Source organism: Streptomyces sp. NRRL S-31 (assembly GCF_000718775.1).
GTDB lineage: Bacteria > Actinomycetota > Actinomycetes > Streptomycetales > Streptomycetaceae > Streptomyces.
On the sequence record NZ_JOCB01000047.1, the window covers coordinates 28,980 to 51,704 of the forward strand.

Here is a 22,725-nt window from a genome sequence, read left to right on the forward strand (position 1 = left end):
CCGCCACCCGCCACCCGCCACCCGCCGCCGGTCAGCCGCCACCCGCCACCCGCCGCCGGTCAGCCTCCGCCGGTCAGCCGCCGGCCGGGATGACCGTGCGCAGCGGGATGGTGCGCGTGGCCCACTGGCCCGGCCGCTGCCGGCGGGCTTCCCCCAGGTCGCGGTCGCCGTGGTCGGGCGGCGCGAGACGCAGTACCGCGTCCGCGCCCGACCGCTCGGCACCCCGGTCGTCGGGACGGTCGGGGTCCCAGGGCGGCAGATGGAAGGGGACGGTGTTCAACTCCCCCTCGGCCACGATGAGTTTCAGCCAGTCCCGAACCTCCGCCCCGGGGCGGGCTCGGCCCGCGGGCACGGACAGCGCGACCGGCCGGTCGTCCAGGGCGAAGCCGGTGTGGCCGGGACCGATGAAGTGGCCCGGGTACAGGGCCGTATGGCAGGCGTGACTGTCGGTGAGGTTCAGCAGGACGCACCACAGGGTCCGCGTCGCCGAGCGGTTGTGCAGGCGGATGGAGAGCCACGGCTCCTGCGGACGGCCGGACGGCGAGAGGGCGTAGCGGCAGACGACCTCACCGGTGCCGTCCGGGAGGATGGGGCCGGCGCCGTCAAAGCTCCAGGGGCCGTCGTAGGTCCAGGGCAGGATCTCGACGCGGACCAGATCCCGCAGGGGCGACGACGGGTTGTCCAGGGTCAGCAACTGGTGCCAGCGCGTGAGGTGGTGCAGGCAGCCGGTGACACGCCGGGCGTCCTCCGGCCGGTCGAGCCGCAGTGAGGGCACGGCGGGCGAACCGTCGCGCCGCAGGACGTGGGCCGCGAGGCCGGTGCCGCCTTCGCGGGACACGACGACGCGCAGCAGGTGGTCCGGGGCGGAGGCCGGGTCGTCGGTCAGCCGCAGCAGCGGTGCCGGTCCGCCGCCTGGACCCGCCGAGCCGATGGCCTCACCCATCAGTCCGGCAGCCGCGCGGGCCGCGGCGGAACCGTCCGGTGCCTCGATGTGGACGGACGTCGGCGGCAGCGCGAGCGCCGACAGCGCCACGGGATGGACCCGCCCGCGATCCGGCTCCCAGCCGACGGGTTCGACCTCGGCACGGTCGGTGTGGACGGTCCGGGCGCGCAGGACGCGGGGCGCGTCGCCGGGCCCGGTGACGGTGAACTCGGTGCCGGCCCCGCCGCCACCGCGCAGCCCGTGGACGCGACCGCAGTCGACCTCCCAGCCGTGCGGGCCGTGCCGCAGCAGGTGCGGGCCGCGGCGACGGGTCACCGCGCCACCGAGGAAGGGCCGGTCGGCGATGCCGCCGGGCTCCGCCGGGAACACGACCGGGTGCTGGTCGGCGTGCTCGGTCTGGACGGAGCAGTGAGCGGCGGCCAGCAGGTCGCGGTAGGTCGCGCCCGGGCCCGCCGCCCGCACCGCCGCCAGCAGGGCGTGGGTGAACACCCCGTGCGGCACGCCGTCGAAGTCCCGTTCGTAGGACGACTGGTTGAGCCGGCTGGCGGCGAGCAGCACATGGCGGGCAGCAGGTTCACCGGCGCCCCCGGTCAGCCCGCGTTCCCCGGGGGGCTCGCCCCACCAGGCGGCGGGCGGCGCGTAGCGGGCGGTGAGGCCGGTCCGGGCCGAGGCGCGGGTGGCACCCCCCGAGAAGCAGCAGTCGAGCACGGCCGCCACGTGCGCGCCCCGCGCCGCGACCGCGTCCAGCAGCCCGCCCAGTTCCTTGTCGACGAGCGGGCGACCGCCCTCGCGCGGGCTGTCGGCGCAGACCAGCGCCTGGTAGCGGCCGGTCGCCTCGGTCCGCCGGTGCAGGGGCAGGACGGCCTCGTAGTCGGTGCCGTGCCCGGAGAACCAGAACAGTGCGGTGTCCCCGGGCCCGGCCGCCCCCAGGTGGTTGCGGACGGCGGCGGTCACACCGTCGGTCGTGGCCTCGCCGTTCCTCAGGAACGCGGGCTCGAAGGCCCTGTCCGCGAGGCCGCCGAGCAGAGCCGCGGCCGCCTCCGCGTCGTTGACGGCGCCCCGCAGGCCGCGTTGCGGAACCGGGTAGTCGTCGATCCCCACGAACAGCGCGTACACAGTCCCCATGGCGGAAGTCTCGCAGACGGCGGCCCGCGCCCCCGGGCTCGTCCCGGTCGTCCTCCGGGCGATCCCCGGTCGGCCGCCCTCACTGGCCGAGATGGGTGAAGCCCGCCCAGCCCCGCAGGTCGTCCGCGTTCAACGAGCGGACCCGGCGGGCCAGTTCGGGCGGCATGGTCGAGGGGGGCCGCCGGTCGGGGTCGAGCATCCACAACTGGGCCAGGCGCAGCGCCGCGGCGGGGCGCGCGCCCTCGGCGTGCAGGTAGTGGTGAACCATGAACATCAGGTACGACGTCGCCTCGTCCGGCACCGGCCACAGCGACCCCAGCACCGATCCGGCCCCCTCCACCAGGAACGCCGTGGACAGGGTGAACGCCTCGTCGTAGCCGCGTCCGGAGACGTGGGTGGTGCAGGCCGCCAGCGACACCAGGCCCAGCCGGCCGGTCCGGCCGTGGCGCTGCGCCTGCTCGGTGAGCTGCTCGGCGGCGAGGGTGCCGCCCGCGAGGTGGAGGTGCGCGGTGCGGACGGTCGTGTTCCGGTCCACCTCGGCGTGGCAGGCCAGGTGCAGCACCCCGCCCGGGGACAGGCCGCGCAACCGCAGCCAGCCGAGGACCTCCGCCGGGGTGCCGGCCCCGGCCGGGGTGCCGGTCGCATGCCGCCCCAGGTACGGCGCGGTGCGGTAGAAGGCGGCGTGCAGGGCGGCGGCCTCCCGGCCCGCGTGGGGCAGGTCTCCGGTCGGGTTCCCGACGACGAGGGCCGGCGCGTCGTACGGCACGGGCTCGCCGGCCACGACGTCGCAGAACAGCCGGGCCGAGGCGGCGTACGAGAAGACGGCGTCCTGGAGGGCGTACCGGTACCGGCCGCCCGGCGCGCTCCGGCGTGCCGCGTGCCAGGGTACGGCGGCGAGCTGCCCCATGGGGACCAGCACCACCTTCGGGGGCCGGGTGGCGCCCCACGCGCGCAGGTGCGTGAGCAGCGGCTCCGTCACGGCTTCGGACGCCCAGTCACAGAGGGCCTCCAGCGTGCGGTGCCCGGCCGCGCGGGCGTCGGCCGAGGGCGGCGGCGCACCGTCGGCCGGTCCCATGTCCCGGGAGCCGGAGTCCGCGCCCGAGCCGAGGTGGGCGACGAGCGCGGGCGCGTCCACGGTCAGTTCCGGCAGGCGCACCAGGCTCGTCCGGCCGTCGGGGTGGACGGCGACGGCGCAGCCGCCCCGGCCGGACCCCGCGCCTTCCCCGGGCACCAGGTACACCATGGCGTCCGCCCCGGCGCGGCGCAGCGCCGTGGCGATGTCGTGGAGGGAAGGAGGCACGAGCAGGTGGCCGAGACGGGAGCGCGGGCCCGCCGTACCGGCGTCGTCGGCGGGCCCGTCACTCCGTCCGCCGACCGGTCCGCCGGTCCGTTCGTCAGCCGGTCCGTCGGCGGGTCCGCCGGTCAGTTCGTCGACCGGTCCGCCGGTCCGTTCGTCAGCCGGTCCGTCGGCGGGTCCGCCGGCCGGGGAGTCATCAGTCAGCAGGTCATTGGCCAGGAGGCCATCGGCCAGGAGGTCGTCGGTGCCGGCCAGGACCCGCAGCACCCGGTAACGGAGGTCGCCGGGGATGCCGTCCGCGGCTCCGGGCCCGTCGCCGGCGGCCGCCGTACGCCACTCGGCGGCGAGGTCGGGGCGGCCCGCTGCCGCGAGCCGTTCCGGCACCGTGCCGGCGGCCGAGGCCGCGTGCAGGACGAGCCCGCGGCCGGCGTCCAGCGCCTGCACTGCCTCGGCCGGACAGCCGTCCGCGATACACCAGCGGGCCACCGTCAGGGCGTGTGAGGCGGAGACGGCGAGCGTCTCGGCCGTGTACTGCGCCTGCGACTGCAACAGGACCTGCCAGGCATGGCCGCGCAGGGCGCGCAGCCCGGTCTCACGCCCGCGGGCCAGGTGTTCGGCCCGGTCGCCGCGGCCGGACTCGGCGACCCGGCGGTAGACCTCGGCGAGCTGCATCGCCGCAGGCGCCCACCCGAAGTGCCCGGGATGCGCCGCGAGACGCACCGCCTCCTCGTTCCAGCGGACGGCCTCGTCCAGGTCGGTCCCGTCGTGCCCCGAGTCGTACCTGTGCAGCCGGAGCATCGCCAGGGTGTGCGCGAACCGGAGCCTCTTCCCGCCGCCGTCCGCGGGGTCCAGCGCGAGAGCCTCCTGCAACAGCGCGATACCGGCGTCGAGCCGGCCGGGGTCCGGGTGCCGCAGGACGCGCAGGCCGATCGCGAGCCCGGCCATGCCCAGCGCCTCGGCACGGTCCGGCGGCGGCATCGGCGCCGCCTCGCGCCGGATCCGGTCGGGGTCGACGTCCTCGTACCGGGGCCCGGCGTCCGGGGTGAGGAACAGCCGGGCGGAGGCCAGCGCGTCGAGCATCACGACCACTCTGGGCCGCATGGCGTCGTCCGCGGGCAGCCGGTCCCGGGCGTCGCGGAGATCCGCCGCCGCCGCGGCCAGCCCGGCGGCGTCGTTCGTCGCGAACGCCTGCCGGGCCTTGATCAAGGCGTGCTGCACCGCCGCGTACACCCGCGTGTACGCCGACACGGACGGGTCGTCACGCAGGACGGTCAACTCCGCCGCGGCCTGCGCGAGGGCGTCCCGCGTGCCCCGGACAAGCCCGCGGAAGGCGAGCGCGGCGATGCGCCAGACCTCCCGGCCGCTGCGCAGCGCGTCGCTCTCCGCCGCGGCGCCCGCCCCGGCCAGCGCGGTGTCGAAGTGGTCCAGCGCGACCTGGGCCTGCTCCGGGTCGTACGACTCACTGCTCGCGGTCAGGGCGACCTGACCGGCCACCATGTGCAGGCTCGTCCGCACGGGATCGTCCTGCGGCAGGACCGTCAAGGCCGCGCGGACCCGCTCCAGCACCTCCTCGGCGGTGGGCCGGATGCCCAGTCCGGCGAGGAAGGGCGCGAAGAAGGTCATCAGCATCAGGGGCAGGCGGCGCAGCGCGGGGGACGCGTCGGCACGCTGGCACCGCTCGGTGACCCTTTGCAGGTCCTCGCCCCCGGGCCCGAGACTCGCCAGGCCGAGCCGCTGGAAGTCCCCGGCGCCGTCCTCATCCGCCCGCTCCCCGGCCGCGCCCGGCACGGCCGTCGCCTGCCGGAGCGCGGCCGCCGCCGCCAGCCCCGCGCGGACGACGGGATCGTCGGGCAGGTCCGGCAGGTGTCCGGCGCGGACCCGCACCCCTCTGAGGTACCCGCGGGTCGCTTCCATGAAGGTACGGACCCCGGGCGGACACCCGGGCTCGGAGAGCGCCTCGGTGTACGCGTCCTCCGCGTCGCGCAGCGCCTCCGCGTCGAGGGTGCCGAGCGCCACCAGCTGCCACGCCGCGGCCACGTCCATGAGGCCGACCCAGCGGTCCGGGGCGTCCGCGGGGTACTGCTCGGCCACCTGCCGCAGCACCGCGAGGGACCGCGTCGCGTCCGCCGGGCGCAGCTGCTCGCCGGCCCGCTCGCACAGCAGCCTGCCGTAGTTCCGCAGGACCGGCGGCGGCAGCTCCGCCATCAGGGGGCTGTCGAGCGGCAGCCCCTCCAGTTGGGCCAGGGCCAGATCGGCGTCGCGCGGATCGCGGTGCTCCCGAGCCGCCGGCAGCCGGATCAGCAGGATGCGGGCGAGCTGCGCGCGGGCGATGGGGAACCAGCCGTCCTCGCACTCGGTGGACTTCTCGCCCTCCTCGACGGCCCGCCGGATCTCGGCGAGGCCCCGGTCGAGATCGGTTTCGGCGCCGGTCGCGTCGAAGCGGCGGGTGAACTGCTGGCCGTAGTGGAAGCGGAAGAAGGCCGACTGGCCCATCGGTTCGGGTACGCCGTCCAGTGCCCCGCCGAGTTGGGCGATCGCCGCTTCGAGGTCGGCCGGGTCGTTCGTGTGGCAGAAACGGGTCCCGTAGGCGATGCCCAACCGGCCCCGGACCTGGCGGGTCGTCTCCTCGCCAGGGGGGAGGACCGCCGCGGCGGCCTCCAGGTGCCGGGTGGCCTCCACCAGGAGGGCGGCCTGCCGTTCCGGCGGCACACCGGGTTCACACACCTTCTCGTAGCGGAACCAGTGCAACTGGCCGAGGAGGCCGTGCCACAGCGGTGCCTCGGGGTGCCCCGGGTCGTCGTCGAGCGCCCGTGCGACGGCGGCGATCGCGGCATCGAGATCGCGGGGATCGCCCTGGCGTTCCGCCAGCTCCGCGAGCCACAAGCCCATGGCCACCCGATCCGCCGCCGCGGCGGGGCCACCGTCCGGGGGCTGCCCGGCCGGCTCCGCACGGGTCCGGGCGATCCACTCCCTCAGCTCCTCGTCCGACACGCCGCCGAGGTCCCCGTCCGCGCGCTTCCCTGCCGAAGCACCGTCCCCCATACCAGCTCCCCCGTCCCGGGGCGCCCGTGCCCACCGGATACCAGTGAACCCCAACTCCCTTGCGGACAAAGGTCGTCAGCCGGTCGTTCCGCGGGCGGATCCCGGCTCACGGGCGACCTGATCCCAACGGAACCCGCTGGGGTCTGTTGGGAAGGTGGATCTTGTTTGTCGGTGCTCAGGTGCTGTGGGACGTGGGGATCTGACGAACGGCCAGTGGGCCGGGCTTGAGCCGTTGCTGCCGACGGGCATCAAGCCGGGTCGGCCGCAGGTGTGGACGCGGCGGCAGCTGATGGACGGCATACGGTGGCGGGCGAGGAGGCTGTGGGCATGCGCAGCCGGGCGGCGGTGCACTACCAGCCCGGTGAGCTGGAGGCGAAGGGCGGGATCGTCCGTGAGCCGGGGCGCGCCCGCGGGACCGCCTTGCATGACTGGCCCCGGCCGCTACCGCCGGGGGCCGGCCGGTGCTGGACGGCTGGTGGGGCCGGGAGGAGACCGCGCGGGACAAGTTCCGGCGCTGTATCGGCGAGTACGGGAGCATGCCCGGTGCCCGCGTCACCCTCCCCGATGCGACGACCGGCGAGACGCTGGTCTCCTGGCCCGACCCGCAGTAGGCCCGCCGACCCGGCGCCCGACCCGGCCCGCGGGGGTTACTCGCCGGCCGGGTCGGCCGGGGGGTGCCGGACGGCCTTCTTCACGGCCTGCTCCAGCTCGTACCGGTTGACCTGGGTGGCTGCGGCGTGGTCGGCGATGGCCGCTTGGGACGCTTGGGAGGCTTCGTGCCAGCGGCGCAGCCGGGGGCGCCGTACTCGTGCAACCCGCCGTCACACCTGACGGCGCCCGCTGGTGCCCATCGCCCCCGGCGCGGGTGGGGGACTGCCGCTGCCGACCGAGCGGGTACCGAAGTCCGACATCGCCGACGGCCCCCGTTGCGGCCGGCACCTCCCCTCGCCGACCGGGCTTCCACCAGGTGCAGACGAACCCGCGACGCGCTCTCCTCCCGGCGCCGGTATGGCTGTTCACCACGGCCGGGTGACTTCCCGGCCGTACGGCCCCCCGGCCGGCTCAGCGGCGGCTACCACGGAGCCCATGCTCACCACTGTTGCGCGTGGCCTGGCCGCCGCGGCTCTCGCCGTCCTGCCCGCTCTTGTAGCCCCAGCCGCTGCCCACGCGACCGTCCCTTCCCCGCGCCGCCCGGCCATCCCCGCGCCGCCTGGTCCGCCCCGGCTGCGTGAGCAGTCGATGCCTGGGAGGAGCAGCTGTGCAAAGACGCCGAGGAGCTGCCACATGCACTGCCGCATCAGGTGCTGGAGGCCACCGTGGCGACCGTGCGGGAGCTGGGCCGGGACCAGCCGGACATTCTCATCCACGGCGACCTGCATGTCCGGAATCCATCGCGTGCAGGGCCAGGTTCAAGAGGAACGGGCTGATCACTCCGCTTTGCGGAGTCCCCGCTTCGGTCGGGGCGAACCGACCTCGATCCACCGCCCCGGCCTCCAGCCGCTGCCGGACCAGTCCCCGCCACGGGTAAGGTGCCGAGCGCGGCCCTGTCGGCCGTTCATGGTCGATTCTTTATCTCCCGCAGCCCCCGCTTCTTCCCAGGTGAGCAAGAACTCGTCTCGGGGGTTGCAGAGAATGTCCGCGGAATGGCTTGGATCCTCGGCGGCTGCCGCCTTCGGCTTATGCATCGAACTTCAGTGCACGTCATCACTGTTCCGTTCGCTGAGGTCTGCAGTGCCGAAAAACATTCGCTGTAGACGACGTCGGACGATTCTGGTTCGGCGAATCGAATGAGGGTGCGGAATGCCTGCCCGGTTCGGCAGTCGCTTCTTTCCCCTTCACTTTCAGGGAGTTATTCCGACGACGGCCTACCGGAAATTCCTGCACGGCAAAATGCCTGATAGGAGGTTTCTCGGCCACCTCCGTCGAAACTGAGTGTACGTCGCAAGGATCGCAAATCGGACTGGTGGCAAAGAATCAGCCACGCTGTTGTTTGCGTCCGGGACCCGGGTTAAGGTCGCATCCGTGTCCGTCAGCTGAGCCGAACGAGCACACCAGCTCTGTTCTTACCGGTTGACGACAGTGCATCGTGATGGCTCTTTCTGGACGGGGGAGATCTTCAGTGAGTTCGTGGCTCGACAATGGGCTTTGTCACGGCACCCTCCCCCGGTCTCTGTCGACTGCCGTCGCGTCCTGAACGGGGCGTGCCGGCCAAGCTCCCGCACACAAGGCAGTCCAATGGCCCGGGCCGATGCTCGTCCACAGACGAGCGGTGCGCCCGTGTGCCGTACCGCTGCCTAACACCCACGGAGAGGCACGAAGACAGGTATGCGCCCCATCGATCTGCCGCGCACCGCATCCGGTCACTCAGCTCCCATCACCCACGTCGGGCTGCGCAACGACGCGCGTAGACTGGCGAGTTGCTCGTACGACGGCACCGTCATCATCTGGGACCTGTCCGACCCTGCGCGGCCGGCCCGTGCGGCCACGTTGCACCACCGGCGGCTCGTCAACGCCTCCGCCTGGAACCCGGCGAAGCCGCACCTGCTCGCCACCGCCTCCGCCGACAAGACCGTCTCGGTCTGGAACGTGCCGGACGACGGCCCCGCGACCCTCCTCAACGTTCTGGCCCGGCACACCGATGACATCAACTCGGTGGCATGGGCGCCCGACGGCGAGCGGCTGATCTGTGTCTCCGAAGACGGCCGCGCCACGATGTGGGAGGCCCTCGCGGGCCGGTTCCTGCGTGAGGTGGGCTCCCACGAGGCGCACTGCATGATGGTCTCGATCAGCGTCGAGGGACTCGTCGCCACCGTCGGCGAGGACGGCTTGGTGGCCGTCACCGACCCGGACTCGGACGCCGAGCCGTCCGTCCGCCGATACGACTCCTCGATCGAGGGCTGCGCCTGGTCGCGGGCCGGTGACATCCTCGCGGTCGCCCGCGACGACGGCGCCGTCGATCTGCTCACCAAAAAGCTCGACCACCTGCGCACGGTGGAGGTGTCCTCCTCCGCCGCCCGTTGCGTGGCCTGGTCGGAGGACGACGCCCGGTTCATCGTGGGCGCCTACGACGGTTCGCTCCACTTCTTCACCGCCGACGGCGAGCGCGTCGACCGGGTCGTGGACGCCCGCATCTGGCCCCGCTCGGTCGACGCCGCGGGCGGTCTGGTGGCCGCGGGCAGCTTCTGGAGCAGCCCCCACCTGCTCGACTTCGCCACCGCAACCGAGGTCGCCGAACCTGCCGAGGCCACCCATGGCCCCAACGCGATGGCGGCCTGCGGCGACGAGTTGTTCATCGGCTGCGACTCCGGCACCGTCGTGGTCCTCTCGACGGCCGACGCGGACGCCGACGCGCCCGCCGTACGCCTCATCGAGCTCACCGACGGTCCGATCCTCTCCCTCGTCGTCCAAGACGACATCGTCTACGCGGGCACCTACGCGGGTCACGTCGTGCGGTTTGAAGGTGGTGACCGCCTGGTGAGCGCGCAGTTGGGCGCGCCGCTGCCGTCACTGGCCCTCGACGACGGGCGTCTGATCGCCGGCACGTACAACGGCGAACTGATCGCTCTGGACCCCGTGGACCTCGTGGAGAAGGACCGCTGGGAAGCCCACGGCGGCTCCGTGAAGTCGCTTGCCTCGCTGCCCGGTGAGGGCACCGGCTTCCTCTCCGCGGCGACCGACCGGACCATCGCGGGCGGCGGGTTCCGCGACCGGACCACCCTGTGGGAGCACGGCAACCTCGTCAACGCCGTCGCCGCGCTGGGCGATTCCGTGGCGGCCAGCGCCTCGCGCGACCACACCGTCAAGGTCGGCCGGCTCTCCCGTACCCAGGACGGAGCGGTGCGCGCCGAGGCGGTGCAGACGCTCATGGGGCCCGACGAGTCGGTGAAGTGCGTCGCCGTCCTCGGCACTGCCGACCATCCCTTCGTGCTCGCCGGAGCCTACGACTTCGGGCTCTACGTCTGGCCCGTGAACTGGAGCGCCGGCACGTCCGTGCTCACCTCCGGGCAGGTTCTGGCCGAGTTCGGGCAGGGCCTGTCCTGCATGACGCAAATCGACGACGCCTCGGTCGCCGTGGCCGGCTGGGACGGCCGGATCGTCCTGGTCACGCACACGGCCGACGGTGGGATACCGGGCGTCCGCCGTTCGTGGTGGGTCCAGGATCTGGTGCGCGCCGCGCGCGCCACGGCCGCGGAGGAGACGAAGTGATGTCCGTACAGACGGAGATGAACAGCGGGGCGACCGCCGAGGCGCCCACCGGGACCACCACCGCCGGCGTTCGTGCCCGAGTGGGCATCACCATGGAGCGGGTGGGTGGTCGGCGCGCCGAGCTCGTCACCTTCGAGGGTCTCCCCGACCGGGCCGAGCATGTCGCGTGCGTGTTGCCGCCCGACGCCGGCAGGCCGCCGCTCGTGCGGCTGCACAGCGAGTGCCTGACGGGCGACCTCTTCGGCTCCGAGCGGTGCGACTGCGGTCCGCAGCTCGACGAGGCCCTGTCCCTCATCAGCGAGGAGGGCGGCACCGTCCTCTACCTGCGCCAGGAGGGCCGCGGGATCGGCCTCTACAACAAGCTCGACGCGTACGTCCTCCAGGACGGCGGCGCCGACACCTTCGAGGCCAACCGCCTGCTCGGCCGAGGCGCCGACGAGCGCGACTACGCGGCCGCGGCCGCGATGCTGCACGCGCTCGGTCAGACGACGATACGGCTGCTCACCAACAATCCGGACAAGGTCAGGCAGTTGCGGCGGCACGGCATCGAGGTCACCGAGGTCATCCCGACCCGCGTCCACGTAACCGCTGAGAACAGCCGCTACCTGTCCGCGAAGGCCGAGGTCGGCGGGCACACCCTGAATGTGTGGGAGGACGAGACCGCATGAAGCTGACCGATGTCGCCGACTCGCCGCACTTCAAGGAGTATGCCGATCTGACCGACCCTGCCCGCGTGCACCGGGCGGGGCAGTCGGACTCGGTGGTGTGCGTGTCCAGCACCGCCCAGCTGGCGGCCCTGGTCGAGAACCCGGAGGCGCCGCTGCACGAGCGGCTGGCGGCCGGTGCGACGCTCGCCGCGATCGGGGACCCTCGGCTGGCCGGCCCGCTCCCCGCCACTTGCTTCGTTCCGGGCGGCCCCACTCCGGTGGGCCTGCCGCCGGAAGAGGTCGCGGCCGTGGTCGAGCAGTGGCGGCACGTCGGTGTCGAAGCCTCCTGGATCGACAAGGAGACCCCCGAGCACGCCGTGTTCGTCGACGACTTCTGGATGGCCGCCTACCCGGTGACCAACGCCGAGTATCGCGACTTCCTCGCCGACACGGGGTACGAGGTCCGGCCCACCACCTGGTACCTGGGTGCGTACCCGTGGGAGCGGTCCAACCACCCCGTCGCCGGCGTACGCCCCGAGGACGCCGACCGGTACGCGCAGTGGCTGACCGAGAAGACCGGTCACCCGTGGCGCCTGCCCGGCGAGGCCGAATGGGAGCGCGCCGCCAAGGGCGAGGACGGCCGCGAGTTTCCCTGGGGCGACACCTTCGACCCCGAGGCATGCAACACCCGCGAGACGGGTGTGCACACGACCACGCCGGTCGGCGCCTTCCCGGCGGGCCGTTCGCCGTACGGCGTGTACGACATGGGCGGCAACGTCGAGGAGTTCGTCGCCGACGACTACGTTCCCTACCCCGGGGGCAGGTTCGTCGACGATCACCTCGTCGAGTCCATGGGCACCTACCGTGTCGCCCGCGGCGGCAGCTTCTCGCGCTTCGGCGACCTGACCCGGACCCGGCGCCGGCACGGCGCGTTCCCGGGCCCGCTGTACCCGGTCGGATTCCGCCTCGCGACCAGCGAGCGGCCGTCATGACGAACAGGACGGACCCGACCGACGCCGCGATCGACGCCGATACGGGGGACCGGGCCGATGACGTCCCCCCGCCGCGCATCACTCGGGCCCTTGAGCGGCGCGCCCCGGCGGGCGCTCGGCTGACCTCGCTGTCCTTCGCCGAGGTCGAGGCGAGGGCGCACGCGGTGCTCCCGGAGCTCGCCGCGCTGCGCCCCACCATCGGCGACACGCCCCTGGTGCCGGTGCCGAGCCGGCACGGGCGCGGCACCGTGTGGCTGAAGATGGAGTCTGGCAACGACACCGGTACGGTCAAGGCCCGTACCGCCTACGCCCTGCTGTGCGGGGCCGTGGCCGGGCACGGCTCGCGCTCGCTGCGGTGCGTCGAGTACTCGAGCGGCAGCCTGGCCTTCGCGCTCGCCGAGTTCTGCGCCGTACTCGGCCTGGACCTGCACCTCGTGGTGCCGCACACCTCGCCCGACTCCCTGTGCGTCGCCCTGCGGCGCCTGGGCGCGGGCGTATCCAAGGCCCCCGAGGGCACGGGCTTCCTCGGAGCCATGGAAGAGGCCGCGCGGGTGGCCGAGACGGACGACCGGCATCTGCTGCTCCAGCACTGCGCGGCCGAGGCCGTGGCCATGCACCGGGAGCTGACGGGGGCCGAGACGGTACGGCAGTTGCGAGCGGCGCGCGTCGAGCCGGCCGCCGTCGCCGCGTCCGTGGGTACCGGCGGCACCGTCCTGGGCATGACGCTGGCCCTCCGTACGGTCTGGCCGGAGTGCGCCGCCTTCGCGGTGTTCCCCGCGGAGGGGCCGTACGCCGATCCGCTGCCGCCGACCGGTACGCCGCGCATGAAAGGCACGGGTGGACTGGGTCACGGTCTCCGGCAGCCACTGCTCGCCCCGCACGAAGCGGCACTGGGCTTCCGCGAGGTGGCGCACCCGGACGCGCTGGAGGGCATGCGCGTCCTGCGTTCGGAGCATGGCATAGCGGTTTCCGCCAGCGGAGCGGGCGCCTGGCTCGTGGCCTCGCAGGCCCTGGACGACGCCGCGGCGCCGGGCGGCGCGGCGGTCGCCGTCGTCGCTTCCCGCGGCACGAAGGAGGAGTGGGCCGATGCCGGCGCAGGAAGGTGACGTTTCGATGTCCGAACAGCACGTGGATCACGGGGGCGACCTCTCCTCCGGCTACACCGCGTACCGGCGGACGGTCCAGGACTCGTTCGCGCAGTGGTACGGCGCCGACCGGGACTCCTGGAGCGGCGGTCCGGTCAAGAGTCGGATCACCGAGTTCCTGCTGCGATCCGCACCGGCCGCCGAGGCCGGCCGCCGGCGGAGCGTCCTGGACATCGGGTGCGGTCGCGGCCTTCAGACGGCGCAGCTGGCCGAGGGGCTCGACGCCGACGTCGTGGGTCTGGACCTGATCGACGTCTGGGCCCCGCCGGTCACCGGCCGAGGCTCGCTCCGCTTCCAGCGGGGCGACTTCCTCGGCTTCGACGAGCGGCCGATGGACTACCTCGTGGACAGCGGCTGCCTGCACCACCAGAGGCGCGAGGACTGGGAGCCGTGGGTGCGGCACGGCTCCGGCCTGCTGCGCGCGGGCGGTGTCTGGGCCGTGAACATCTTCCTCAGTCCGGACGGCGCCGTCGTCGACAAGCGGCTGGCCGACGGACGGTCGAACTGGTGGCTGACCGAGGAAGTGGTGACCGACTTGTTCACCGCCCACGGCTTCACTCATGTGGCGAGCGAGGAGGTCGACCGGAACTTCCAGTACGAGGGCCACTGGCTGAAGTACCTGACGCTCGCCTTCTCCCGGGTCGGCGGAAGGGGCTGACCGGCCGTGCACGTCCTGATGGTCGAGACGAACCGGCCGCGCGGCTTCGACTACCTGGAGGAGCTCGTGGCGGCCGGTGTCGAGGTCTCCTTCCTCACCGAGAGCCTCGACGACTACGCGGACATCCAGGGGTTCGAGCGGCACAAGCTGGCCGCACGAGTCATCGAGGTGCGGGAGCTGCGCTCCCGGGAGGACATCTCGCCGCTGCTCCGGGGCCGGCTGGGGCCGCGGCCCCTCGACGGCGTGCTGTGCTTCCGCGACGAGTTCCTCGTCGCGGCGGCTTGCCTCGCCCGTGACCTGGGCCTGCCGCACGAGCCGGTGTCCACGGTGCGGATGCTGCGGGACAAGGCCGCAGTGCGGGAGCGGCTGACGGCGGCCGGTGTCGGCACCCTGCGCTGGCGCTGCGCCGCCACCCCGGAGGGGGCTCTGGCCGCCGCCGCGGAGATCGGCTATCCGGTGGTGGTCAAGCCCGTGGCCGGGCACGGCTCGATCGGCGTGTCGGTCCTGTGGACCGAGCGGCAGGCCGAGACCGTGCTCGCCGGCTTCGGCGCCCGTGCCGGTGCCTACGGCACCGGGCCGCTGCTCGTCGAGGAGTACCGGGCGGGCCTCGACGTCGCCGCCGAGCTCCTCGTGCAGAACGGGCGCCCGATCCTGTACGGCTTCGGGGAGCGGCTGCCGGCCGGACCGAACAACACCGTGGAACTGGGCGGGCACTTCCCCGCCCGGTTCGAGCAGCGCGGCGCGGCCCGCCGGTTCGTCACCGACGTGGTGCGGGCCCTCGGCATCCGGAACAGCGCCCTGCACATCGAGCTGCTGATCACCCCGACCGGCCCGGAACTCGTCGAGGTCAACGGCCGGATGGCCGGGTACGTGATCCCGCGCCAGATCGGCGTCGCGCTCCGCCGCTCGATCCCGCTCGACCTGTTGGCCCTGTGCACGTCAACGCCGGTCGAGCCCGTCGCCGAGCCCGTCTCGTACGTGGCCCTGCGCAACCTGTGCAGCGAGGCAGCCGGCGAGGTCAGGGCGGTCGACGGGCCGTCCGGTCTGCCGGCGGAGGTCATCGACCACTGGATCACCGTGCGGCCCGGTGACCGCGTGGTGCCGACGACCCGCAACGCGGAGCGCTTCGGGTACGTCCTGGCCGCGGGTTTCTCGGCCGAGGCCGCGAACCGGGCCGCGGAGGACGCGTTCCACCGGATACGGGCCGGGCTCCGGGTGGCAGGGGAGCAGGACGCCGCCGCGCCCGGTGCCGGCGAGGAGCCCGAGTGCGGCCCGCACGTGGTGCTCCTGCTGGACGCGAAGGAGGGCGGCGCGCGCCCCGAGCGCGTCCTCGACGCGCTCGGGGCCGTCACCGGACGGGTCACCGTCTTCTGGTGCGGCCCCGACGCGCCGGCGCCGGCCCTTCGCGAGCGGTGGTCCGCCCGCTTCGTCGGCGCCTGGTACGACACGCCGGGTGCCCGAGCCGCGGACGTCGCGCTCGCCGACGTACACGCCAGGCATCCCGTGGCCGCCGTCGTCACCTTCGAAGCGGACCTGCGGTCCTGGCGGGACCGGCTCGCGGGCGCGGTACGGGGCGACGCGGGCGCGTCGGCGGAGCCCGCGCCTCGGGAGGAGGTGACTCCCCTTCCCGTGGGCGGTCACACGGTACTGTCCGTCGTCCACGACGGAGCCGTGCGCCATCTCGACGTCGTCGAGGACCTCGGCACGGGTCCGGACGGGCACCGTACGCTGAGCAGTCCGCCGGCGCTGCCGGAGGGCGCGCTGGACGCGCTGCGCCGGGCCGCGGACCGGGCCGTGACCGGCTCCGGGATCTCCTCCGGGGTGGTCCGCACGCACTTTCCGGCCGGAGCGGCCGACGGCCCCGCGCCGCCGGTCCCGGACGCGGTCGTGCCGGGCCTGGACGAGGCCACGCACGCCGTGCACGACGCCGGGCACGCGCGGGACGTCGTGACGACGGCGGTCTCGGCCGCCCTCGGCAGGCGCACCGGACCGGCAGCGCGCGTGGGTGCCGCGGTGTTCCGTTCGCTCGCCGCGCCGGCCGGCGCCCTGCGCGTGGTGGCCGCGACCCCCGCGGCGGATCTGTTCGACCACCCCGAAGTACGCCACGTACGCGCCGAATTGACCGAGGGCCAGGTGCGCACGGAGCCCGGTCCGGGCGGTCGCCTCCACTACGCGGTGGCGGGCGCGACCCTGGCGGAGTGCCGGGCCGTGGTCGCCCGGGTGGAGTCCGGACTGGTCTTCCGCCACGCACCGCTCGACCGCACGCACGTCGTCGTGATCGACCGGGTCGGGGCCGCCACCTGGACGCGGGACGACGGCACGCCGCTGCTGCCGCCGGCCCGCTTCCGCGTCAGCGTGCTCAGCGGCAGCCCGTCGGTGAAGGAGCGGGGGGCCGCCCTCGACGTCGCGCTGCACACCGACGTCTTCGACCACGCCGCGACCGCCGAGACCGTGGCCGCCCTGCACCGTGTGCATCCGGTCCAGCGGATCGCCGCCGCGTCCGAGCGATTGCTCGCACCGGCCGCGGCCCTGCGGGAACGGCTCGGACTGCCGGGGGACACCCCCGAGGCCGTCCGCGGCCTGATCGACAAGGCCGAGATGAAGCGGCTCGCCGCCCGCGGCGGCATCGCCCACGCCGAAGGCCATGTGCTGTACGAGCCGGGCGACGCGCACGAGCTGATCGACCGGTACGGTGCCGTCGTCGTCAAGCCCCGGGACCTGTCCGGTTCCCAGGGCGTCGCCGTCTGCGACGAGCGCGCGGACCTGGAGCGGTGGCTGCGGGAGCGCTTCGTCCCCGGCCGCTACCTCGTGGAGCGCAAGGTGTCCGGTCCCATGGGCCACCTGGACGCCCTCGTCCACGAGGGGATCGTCGCCTGGGACGTCTCCCTGTACCGGCGCGACACCCTCGCCTACACGCGCGGACAGCCGCTGTCCTCGCGTACCGTCGACGACCCGGCGCTGCGGCGGCGTGCGGGCGGGCTACTGGAGCGGATCGTCGACACCTGGGGCATCCGGTCCGGCGTGCTCCACGCCGAATTCTTCGTGGAGGGCGACCGGCTCGTCTTCTGCGAGGTGGCCGGACGCCCGGGCGGCGCCGGGGTCATCCCGGCCTTCCGGGCCACCCGGGGCTTCGACTTGCGGCACGCCAAGATCCTGCTGGACGCGGGCGAGGACCCGCGGTCACTGCGCCGGGACCCGGTGGCGGCGCACGCCGGGTGGGTGTGCCACTACTGCTCCGGAGGGGTGCTCGCCGTGTACGACGACTCCACGGTGGCCCCGCACGCCTACGCGCACGTGCTGCGGGGAGCCGTGGGAGCCGCCGTGGCGGCCGACTCCTTCTCCGGTACGAGCCTGAGCACCCATGTGTTCGCGAACGACTCGAGCGCCGAGATCGACCGCCTGGTCACCGCTGCCGAGCGGGACGTCCGCATCGTCACGACGCCGACGGGCACACCGCCCACGGCCGATCCGAAGGGGAGCCATCGATGATTCTGGGAATTCTGGGCAGCGCGTCCAAGGACTCCAACACCAGGCACGGCCTGGCGGCCGTGGCCCAGCGGATCCGGGCGGCGGGCGGCGAGTTCGAGACCGTCGACCTCTCGGTGGAGTTCTCCGAGCCGCACGACATCGGCGACTACGACGACCCCGCCGCGCACAGCCAGACGGCGGCGATACGCCGCCGGATCGCCGAGGCGGACGGAGTGATCCTGGCGACGCCCGTCTACCACGGCTCGTACAGCGGTCTGCTGAAGAACTTCCTGGACCACCTGGAGGGAGACGCCTTCGCCGGCAAGCCGGTCGGCATCCTCGCCAACGGTGGCGGGCCGCGGAGCGCCGTCGCCGCCTGCGACCAGCTGCGCACCGTCGTGCGCGCCATCAGCGGCTGGGCCGTGCCCGCTCATGTCGCCACCGCCAACTCCGACTTCACCGACGGGGTGCCCGGTGCGGCGATCGCCGGGCGCATGGACGCCATGGTCGCCGACCTGCTGATGTTCACCGATGCCCGGAGCGCCGCCGCCGGTTCGCGCGCCGCGGATGTATGAGAGGCCACTGATGCTGCACGAGATCGATGTCGCCGGGCGCACCGGCTCCGCCACGGTGAGGGCCGCGCTGGGGGACGGCTTCTTCCTGGTCCGCAACGCCGTCCCGGAGAGCCTGCTCGACGAGGCATACCAGTTGCTTGAGCAGTTCTTCGCGCTTCCCCTTGACGACAAGAAGAGCGTCCGGGTGCCCGGCAGCAACGGCCAGTCCGGCTATACTCCGCCGCTCGTCGAGACGGCGGAGAAGTCCGGGAGGACGCCCGACTGGAAGGAACTCTTCCACTGGGGTGCGGCGCTGCCCGCCGGTCACCCGCTGCGCACCCGCTACCCCGCCCGCTATCCCGACCCCTGCCTGCCGGACGAGCTGGTGCCCGGCATCGGCAAGGTGCTGTCCGAACTGCACACCCGGATGAAGGCGTTCCAGGTGAAGGTCGTCGGCACGATCGGCGAGGCGCTCGGGGTACCCGCCGGCTACTTCGAGGAGATGCTGGACGACGGCCCGGTGGTCAACCGCGCCGCCTGGTACCCGCCGATGGGCGGTGCCCCCTCCGAGCAGCACACCTGGGCCGTCGAGCACCAGGACTTCGATCTGATCACCGCGCTGCCCCGGGCGACGGCGCCAGGCTTGCAGGTGCTGCACCACGACGGCGAGTGGCTCTCGGTGGACGCGCCGGAGGGGTACGCCGTCGTCAATGTCGGCATGGTGCTGGAGCGGCTCACCGACGGCCTCGCCCGGGCCGCCGTGCACCGGGTGGTGGCCGACCCGCAGCAGTCGGGGGGCCGGCTCTCCATCGTCCAGTTCTGCCACCCCACCCCGTGGACCGTGCTCACGCCGCTGCGCCTGCCCGGCTCGGAGGGGCAGCCGCAGCGCTTCCCCACCCTGACCGCCGACGCGCTGTTCCAACGCACGATGTACCGGATCAACCGGCTCGACGCACAGCAGACCTCGGCCGAAGCCGAGGTGAGGTGAGGTGACGGAGCCACGAACGGGCGCTGGGGCTACGGGCGGAGTCGACGGTGCGGGGGCTGCCGGACGCGCCCGGGAAGGCGACCGGGAGCCGCCGCACTTGGCCCTGATCGTCGGGGTCGGCGGTCTGCCCGCCCCCGACGCGCTGCGCGTCGCCCTGACCGTCACCCCGCGTGTCAGCGTCCTCTTCATCACCGCCTGGACCGACCCGGCGGCTGTGCGCACCATGTGGGAGCAGCACCGCGCGGCCGGTCTGGGCGCCGAGTTCCTGGCGGTACCGGATCTGGACGGCGCGGTCGCGGCGGGCCTCGGCCTCCACGAACGGCAGCCGCTGACGGGTGTCGTCACCTACTCGGAGGTGCTGCTCCAGCCGCAGGCCAGGCTCGTCGAGCGGCTCGGGCTGCCCGGCAACGGAGTGGAGGCCGTGTCCGTCGCCCAGTCCAAGGCCCGTCAGCGGGCGGTGTTCGCCGCGCACGGCGTCCCGGCCCCGCGGTTCGCCGAGATCCTCGGCGAGGACGACATCGAGCGGGCCGTGGCCGAGGTGGGGATGCCGGCTGTGCTCAAGCCGTCGCTCGGGGCGGGCAGCCAGAATGTGCGGAAGGTGCGCACGGTCGGCGAGGTCGTCGAGGCGTACCGCGCCGCGCGTGCGTCGAAGACCGCCTTCCTCCAGCACGACGAGGTGTTCCTGCTGGAGGAGGCCTTGCCCGTCGAGGGCGCCGAGGACTCCCCGTACGCCGACTACGTGAGCGTGGAGACGCTGCTCGTCGAGGGGAAACCCGACCACCTCGCGGTGTCCGACCGGCTGAGGCTCCGGCACGGGTACGTGGAGGAAGGTCTCGTCCTGCCCAGCCGGCTCCCGGCGGAGCGTACCGCCGAGATCGTCGACTGCGCGGAGCAGGCGATCCGTGCCACCGGTCTCACACACGGTGCCGTGCACACGGAGATCGCGCTGACGCCCGAGGGTCCCAAGGTCATCGAGGTCAACGCGCGGGCCGGCGGACCGATTCCCAAGATGCTGCTGGCCGCCGCCGACTACGACTTCGCCGGGGACATCGCCAGGGTGGCGCTGGGACAGGCCCCGGGGCCGGGGCCGCGGTTCTCGGGCGTCGCCTGGTTCCGCTTCCTGCCCATCCCGGCGGGGGAGTGGCGTGTGGTCTCCCAACGCACGGCCGAGGAGACGCGCCGGGAGTTCCCGGAGCTGACGCAGCTCTCCCTGCGCTTCAAGCCCGGACAAACGGCGAGCCGGAACAGCACCCAGCACTTGGCCTCCTTCACCGTACGTGGCGCCACGCCGGAGCAAGCGCGCCGGATCTCCGCGGCCGTGGAACGCTTCCTCGCCATCGACCTACAGCCGGCGAGCCAAGGGCAAACCACGGAGGAAGGGCGTTGAAGGGGCGGATGCCTGGGCTGTTGCGGCTGATGAGGGAGGACCTTGAGGCGGTCCTCGAGCGCGACCCCTCCCGCACCCGTCTGTCGGAGGCGGCACTGCACGCACCGTGGCACGGGCTGGTGCTCTACCGGGTGGCCCACCACCTCCACCTGAGGGGGCACCGGGTGGGCCCCGGGCTGCTCACCTGGTTCGGCCGGCTCCTTTCCGGAATGGAGATCCACGCGAGCGCACGCCTCGGCCGACGGGTCTTCATCGATCACGGATTCGGCGTGGTGATCGGGCAGACCTGCACCGTGGGAGACGATGTGACGATCTACCACCACGTCACGCTGGGGTCGCGCGGCTGGTGGCAGGATGGCGGTGCTCGGGCGCAACGCCACCCCAAGATCGGCAACCGGGTGACGATCGGTGTCGGGGCGTCGGTGCTCGGGCCGGTCACCATCGGCGACGACGTGCGCATCCGGGCCCATGCCCTCGTCCTGAACGACATCATGAGCGAGGACCAGTGACGGCCCCGAAACACCACCCGAGTGCCCGCACGGACAGGGAGAAGCGACCTCCGCGCCGCATCTACGTCGCGGGATTCCTCGACGCCATCGGCCTCGGCATGTACCTGTCCTTCTCCGCGATCTATCTGAACCAGAGCGTGGGGCTCTCGAACTACCGCGTCGCCGTGGTTCTCGGAACCGCCGGCGTGGCATCGGTCCTCGGAGCGATCCCCATAGCCAGGTTCGCTGACCGGTTCGGCCTGCGGCGGGCCCTGGCCGCTCTCTTCGCGGCGCGCGCCCTGTCCTATGCGGGGCTCGGCGCGGCCACCAACCTGTGGACGGCCCTGGTGGCCGCTGCCTTCGGCGGAGTCCTCAACCGTGGCATCGGCCCGCTCGTCCAGACCGCACTGATCGCGGGCCGGGACCAGGCCGCCGCGGTGGGGCCGCTGGCCCGACTGCGCGCCTTGCGCAACGCGGGCATGGCCGTCGGAGCCCTGCCCACCGGCGCGGCCGTCGCCATCGGCGAGCAATGGGCGTTCCGGTCGGTCATGGTCGCTGCGGCTGTGATCTTCCTGTCCTGCGCCGCGGTCGCCCTCAGTCTGCCGGAGGACGCGGATGCCGTCGCGTCCCGGCGAGCCGGCCGGCCTCGGCTGGTCGACAACGCGGCCTTCCTGAAAGTCACCGTGCTCTACGGTGCGTTGACTCTCTCGGCCGTCCTGCTCGGCGTGGGCATGGCACTGTGGATCACCCAGCAGACGGACCTGCCGCCGTGGATCGTCAGTGCGAACTACGTCATCAACACCGTCCTGGTGGTCGCTCTCCAGACCAGACTGGCCCGCGGGTCGGAGTCCCCGCTCCGCGCCCGACGCATGATGATCGGCGGCGGCGTCCTGGCGGCGACGGGTTCCGCGGTGGCGCCGCTTTCCGCCTGGGGAAGCGGGTACGCCCCGATCGTCGTCGCGGTTCTCGTGGTGGTGCTGATGACCGGGGCCGAGATCTACGTCGTCGCGGGGGGAACCAGTCTGGCGCTCGTACACACTCCGCAGGACCACCGCTCCACTTATCTGGCCACGTTCAATCTGGCCTTCGGCGTGGCCACCGTGATCGGCCCCACCCTGATCAGCGTCAGTCTGGGCCTGGGCTCCGTGGGATGGCTGGCCTGGGCTGTGTTCTTCGCCATCGCGTCGGTCGCCGCGCGTACCGTGGCACTGACCCCAGGCCGGAACGAACCGTCGCCCCCGGAAACGGATCGGCACTCGGCGGGAGCCGAAACCGCACGACGTGAACCAGAAGGAGAAAGCGCGTGATCGACGCAGGCCACAGCATCCGTATCGCACGGCCCTCGACCGACCTCGCCGCGGCTGAGCGCTTCTACTCCCAGGGACTCGGACTGGACGTTCTCCACAGGGGCGCCGGGGACCCGGAGGCCGGAACGCATGATCTGCTGATGGTGGGCCCCCGTGGCGGACAGTGGCACCTGGAGCTGACGGTCGGCACACGGGAGACCGTGCTGCCGTCCTCCACTCCTGACGACCTCCTGGTCATCTACCTGGATGCGCCGGTGAGCAAGGAGATGGTCGACCGTGCCACCGACCACGGCGGAAGAGTGGTCACCGCGCACAACCCCTATTGGGATCGTGGCGGAGTGACCATCGCCGATCCGGACGGCTATCGCGTCGTGCTCACCGAGCGGCGCTGGGGTGCGAACACCCCCCTATCCGATCAGAAGAACCCTGGTGACCGCTGACGAACACCGAGGATGATCCGCGGTCTCCTCAGCCTGAC

Annotated in this window: 15 protein-coding genes; 13 read left to right on the top strand and 2 right to left on the bottom strand. The window is 73.3% G+C overall.

What is annotated here, in order from left to right; genetic code table 11:
- Positions 1 to 73 precede the first annotated feature (73 nt).
- Both IF37_RS0119540 and IF37_RS40885 read right to left on the bottom strand, forming a co-directional pair.
- The gene (locus IF37_RS0119540; protein ID WP_030744057.1) at positions 74 to 2,068 is read right to left on the bottom strand and encodes a caspase family protein; all 1,995 of its coding nucleotides are present in this window, start codon (positions 2,066 to 2,068) and stop codon (positions 74 to 76) included.
- Between the two features lie 79 nt (positions 2,069 to 2,147).
- Entirely contained in the window at positions 2,148 to 6,407 is a 4,260-nt protein-coding gene (locus IF37_RS40885; RefSeq protein ID WP_052845256.1) for a CHAT domain-containing protein, read from the bottom strand.
- A 461-nt stretch (positions 6,408 to 6,868) separates the two neighbouring features.
- Here IF37_RS40885 and IF37_RS44500 point away from each other — a divergent pair, with 461 nt between their 5' ends.
- The 13 genes from IF37_RS44500 (at position 6,869) to IF37_RS0119615 (ending at position 22,687) form a co-directional block, all read left to right on the top strand.
- Positions 6,869 to 7,018, top strand: coding sequence for a hypothetical protein (locus IF37_RS44500; protein WP_158727358.1), 150 nt, complete (start codon positions 6,869 to 6,871; stop codon positions 7,016 to 7,018).
- Positions 7,019 to 8,732: 1,714 nt separating this feature from the next.
- A complete protein-coding gene (locus tag IF37_RS0119560; RefSeq protein ID WP_030744064.1) occupies positions 8,733 to 10,613 on the top strand; it encodes a WD40 repeat domain-containing protein in 1,881 nt (626 codons plus the stop codon).
- A complete protein-coding gene (ribA, locus tag IF37_RS0119565) occupies positions 10,613 to 11,281 on the top strand; it encodes a GTP cyclohydrolase II (protein WP_030744067.1) in 669 nt (222 codons plus the stop codon). Before IF37_RS0119560 ends, ribA begins: the two co-directional genes overlap by 1 nt.
- Entirely contained in the window at positions 11,278 to 12,252 is a 975-nt protein-coding gene (locus tag IF37_RS0119570; protein ID WP_030744070.1) for an SUMF1/EgtB/PvdO family nonheme iron enzyme, read from the top strand. The genes ribA and IF37_RS0119570 overlap by 4 nt, the downstream gene beginning before the upstream one ends.
- Positions 12,249 to 13,358 (top strand): pyridoxal-phosphate dependent enzyme, encoded by a 1,110-nt coding sequence (locus IF37_RS0119575; RefSeq protein WP_052845258.1) that lies wholly within the window; start codon positions 12,249 to 12,251, stop codon positions 13,356 to 13,358. The genes IF37_RS0119570 and IF37_RS0119575 overlap by 4 nt, the downstream gene beginning before the upstream one ends.
- A 7-nt stretch (positions 13,359 to 13,365) precedes the next feature.
- Positions 13,366 to 14,055, top strand: a complete 690-nt coding sequence (locus IF37_RS0119580) for a class I SAM-dependent methyltransferase (protein ID WP_158727359.1) — start codon at positions 13,366 to 13,368, stop codon at positions 14,053 to 14,055.
- Between the two features lie 6 nt (positions 14,056 to 14,061).
- Positions 14,062 to 17,544: an ATP-grasp domain-containing protein gene (locus IF37_RS0119585; protein WP_030744078.1), complete on the top strand. Its 3,483-nt coding sequence runs from the start codon at positions 14,062 to 14,064 to the stop codon at positions 17,542 to 17,544.
- Positions 17,541 to 18,098, top strand: coding sequence for an NADPH-dependent FMN reductase (locus IF37_RS40890; protein WP_052845260.1), 558 nt, complete (start codon positions 17,541 to 17,543; stop codon positions 18,096 to 18,098). The genes IF37_RS0119585 and IF37_RS40890 overlap by 4 nt, the downstream gene beginning before the upstream one ends.
- Before the next feature lie 10 nt (positions 18,099 to 18,108).
- Positions 18,109 to 19,065 carry an isopenicillin N synthase family oxygenase gene (locus tag IF37_RS0119595; RefSeq protein WP_030744082.1) on the top strand — a complete coding sequence of 319 codons (957 nt, stop codon included), beginning with the start codon at positions 18,109 to 18,111 and terminating at the stop codon, positions 19,063 to 19,065.
- 97 nt (positions 19,066 to 19,162) lie between these two features.
- The gene (locus IF37_RS40895) at positions 19,163 to 20,452 is read left to right on the top strand and encodes an acetyl-CoA carboxylase biotin carboxylase subunit family protein (protein WP_052845262.1); all 1,290 of its coding nucleotides are present in this window, start codon (positions 19,163 to 19,165) and stop codon (positions 20,450 to 20,452) included.
- 8 nt (positions 20,453 to 20,460) lie between these two features.
- Positions 20,461 to 20,961, top strand: a complete 501-nt coding sequence (locus IF37_RS0119605; RefSeq protein WP_063886398.1) for a serine O-acetyltransferase — start codon at positions 20,461 to 20,463, stop codon at positions 20,959 to 20,961.
- Positions 20,958 to 22,247, top strand: coding sequence for an MFS transporter (locus IF37_RS0119610; protein ID WP_030744088.1), 1,290 nt, complete (start codon positions 20,958 to 20,960; stop codon positions 22,245 to 22,247). The genes IF37_RS0119605 and IF37_RS0119610 overlap by 4 nt, the downstream gene beginning before the upstream one ends.
- Positions 22,244 to 22,687 (top strand): VOC family protein, encoded by a 444-nt coding sequence (locus tag IF37_RS0119615; RefSeq protein ID WP_063886399.1) that lies wholly within the window; start codon positions 22,244 to 22,246, stop codon positions 22,685 to 22,687. Before IF37_RS0119610 ends, IF37_RS0119615 begins: the two co-directional genes overlap by 4 nt.
- Positions 22,688 to 22,725 lie beyond the last annotated feature (38 nt).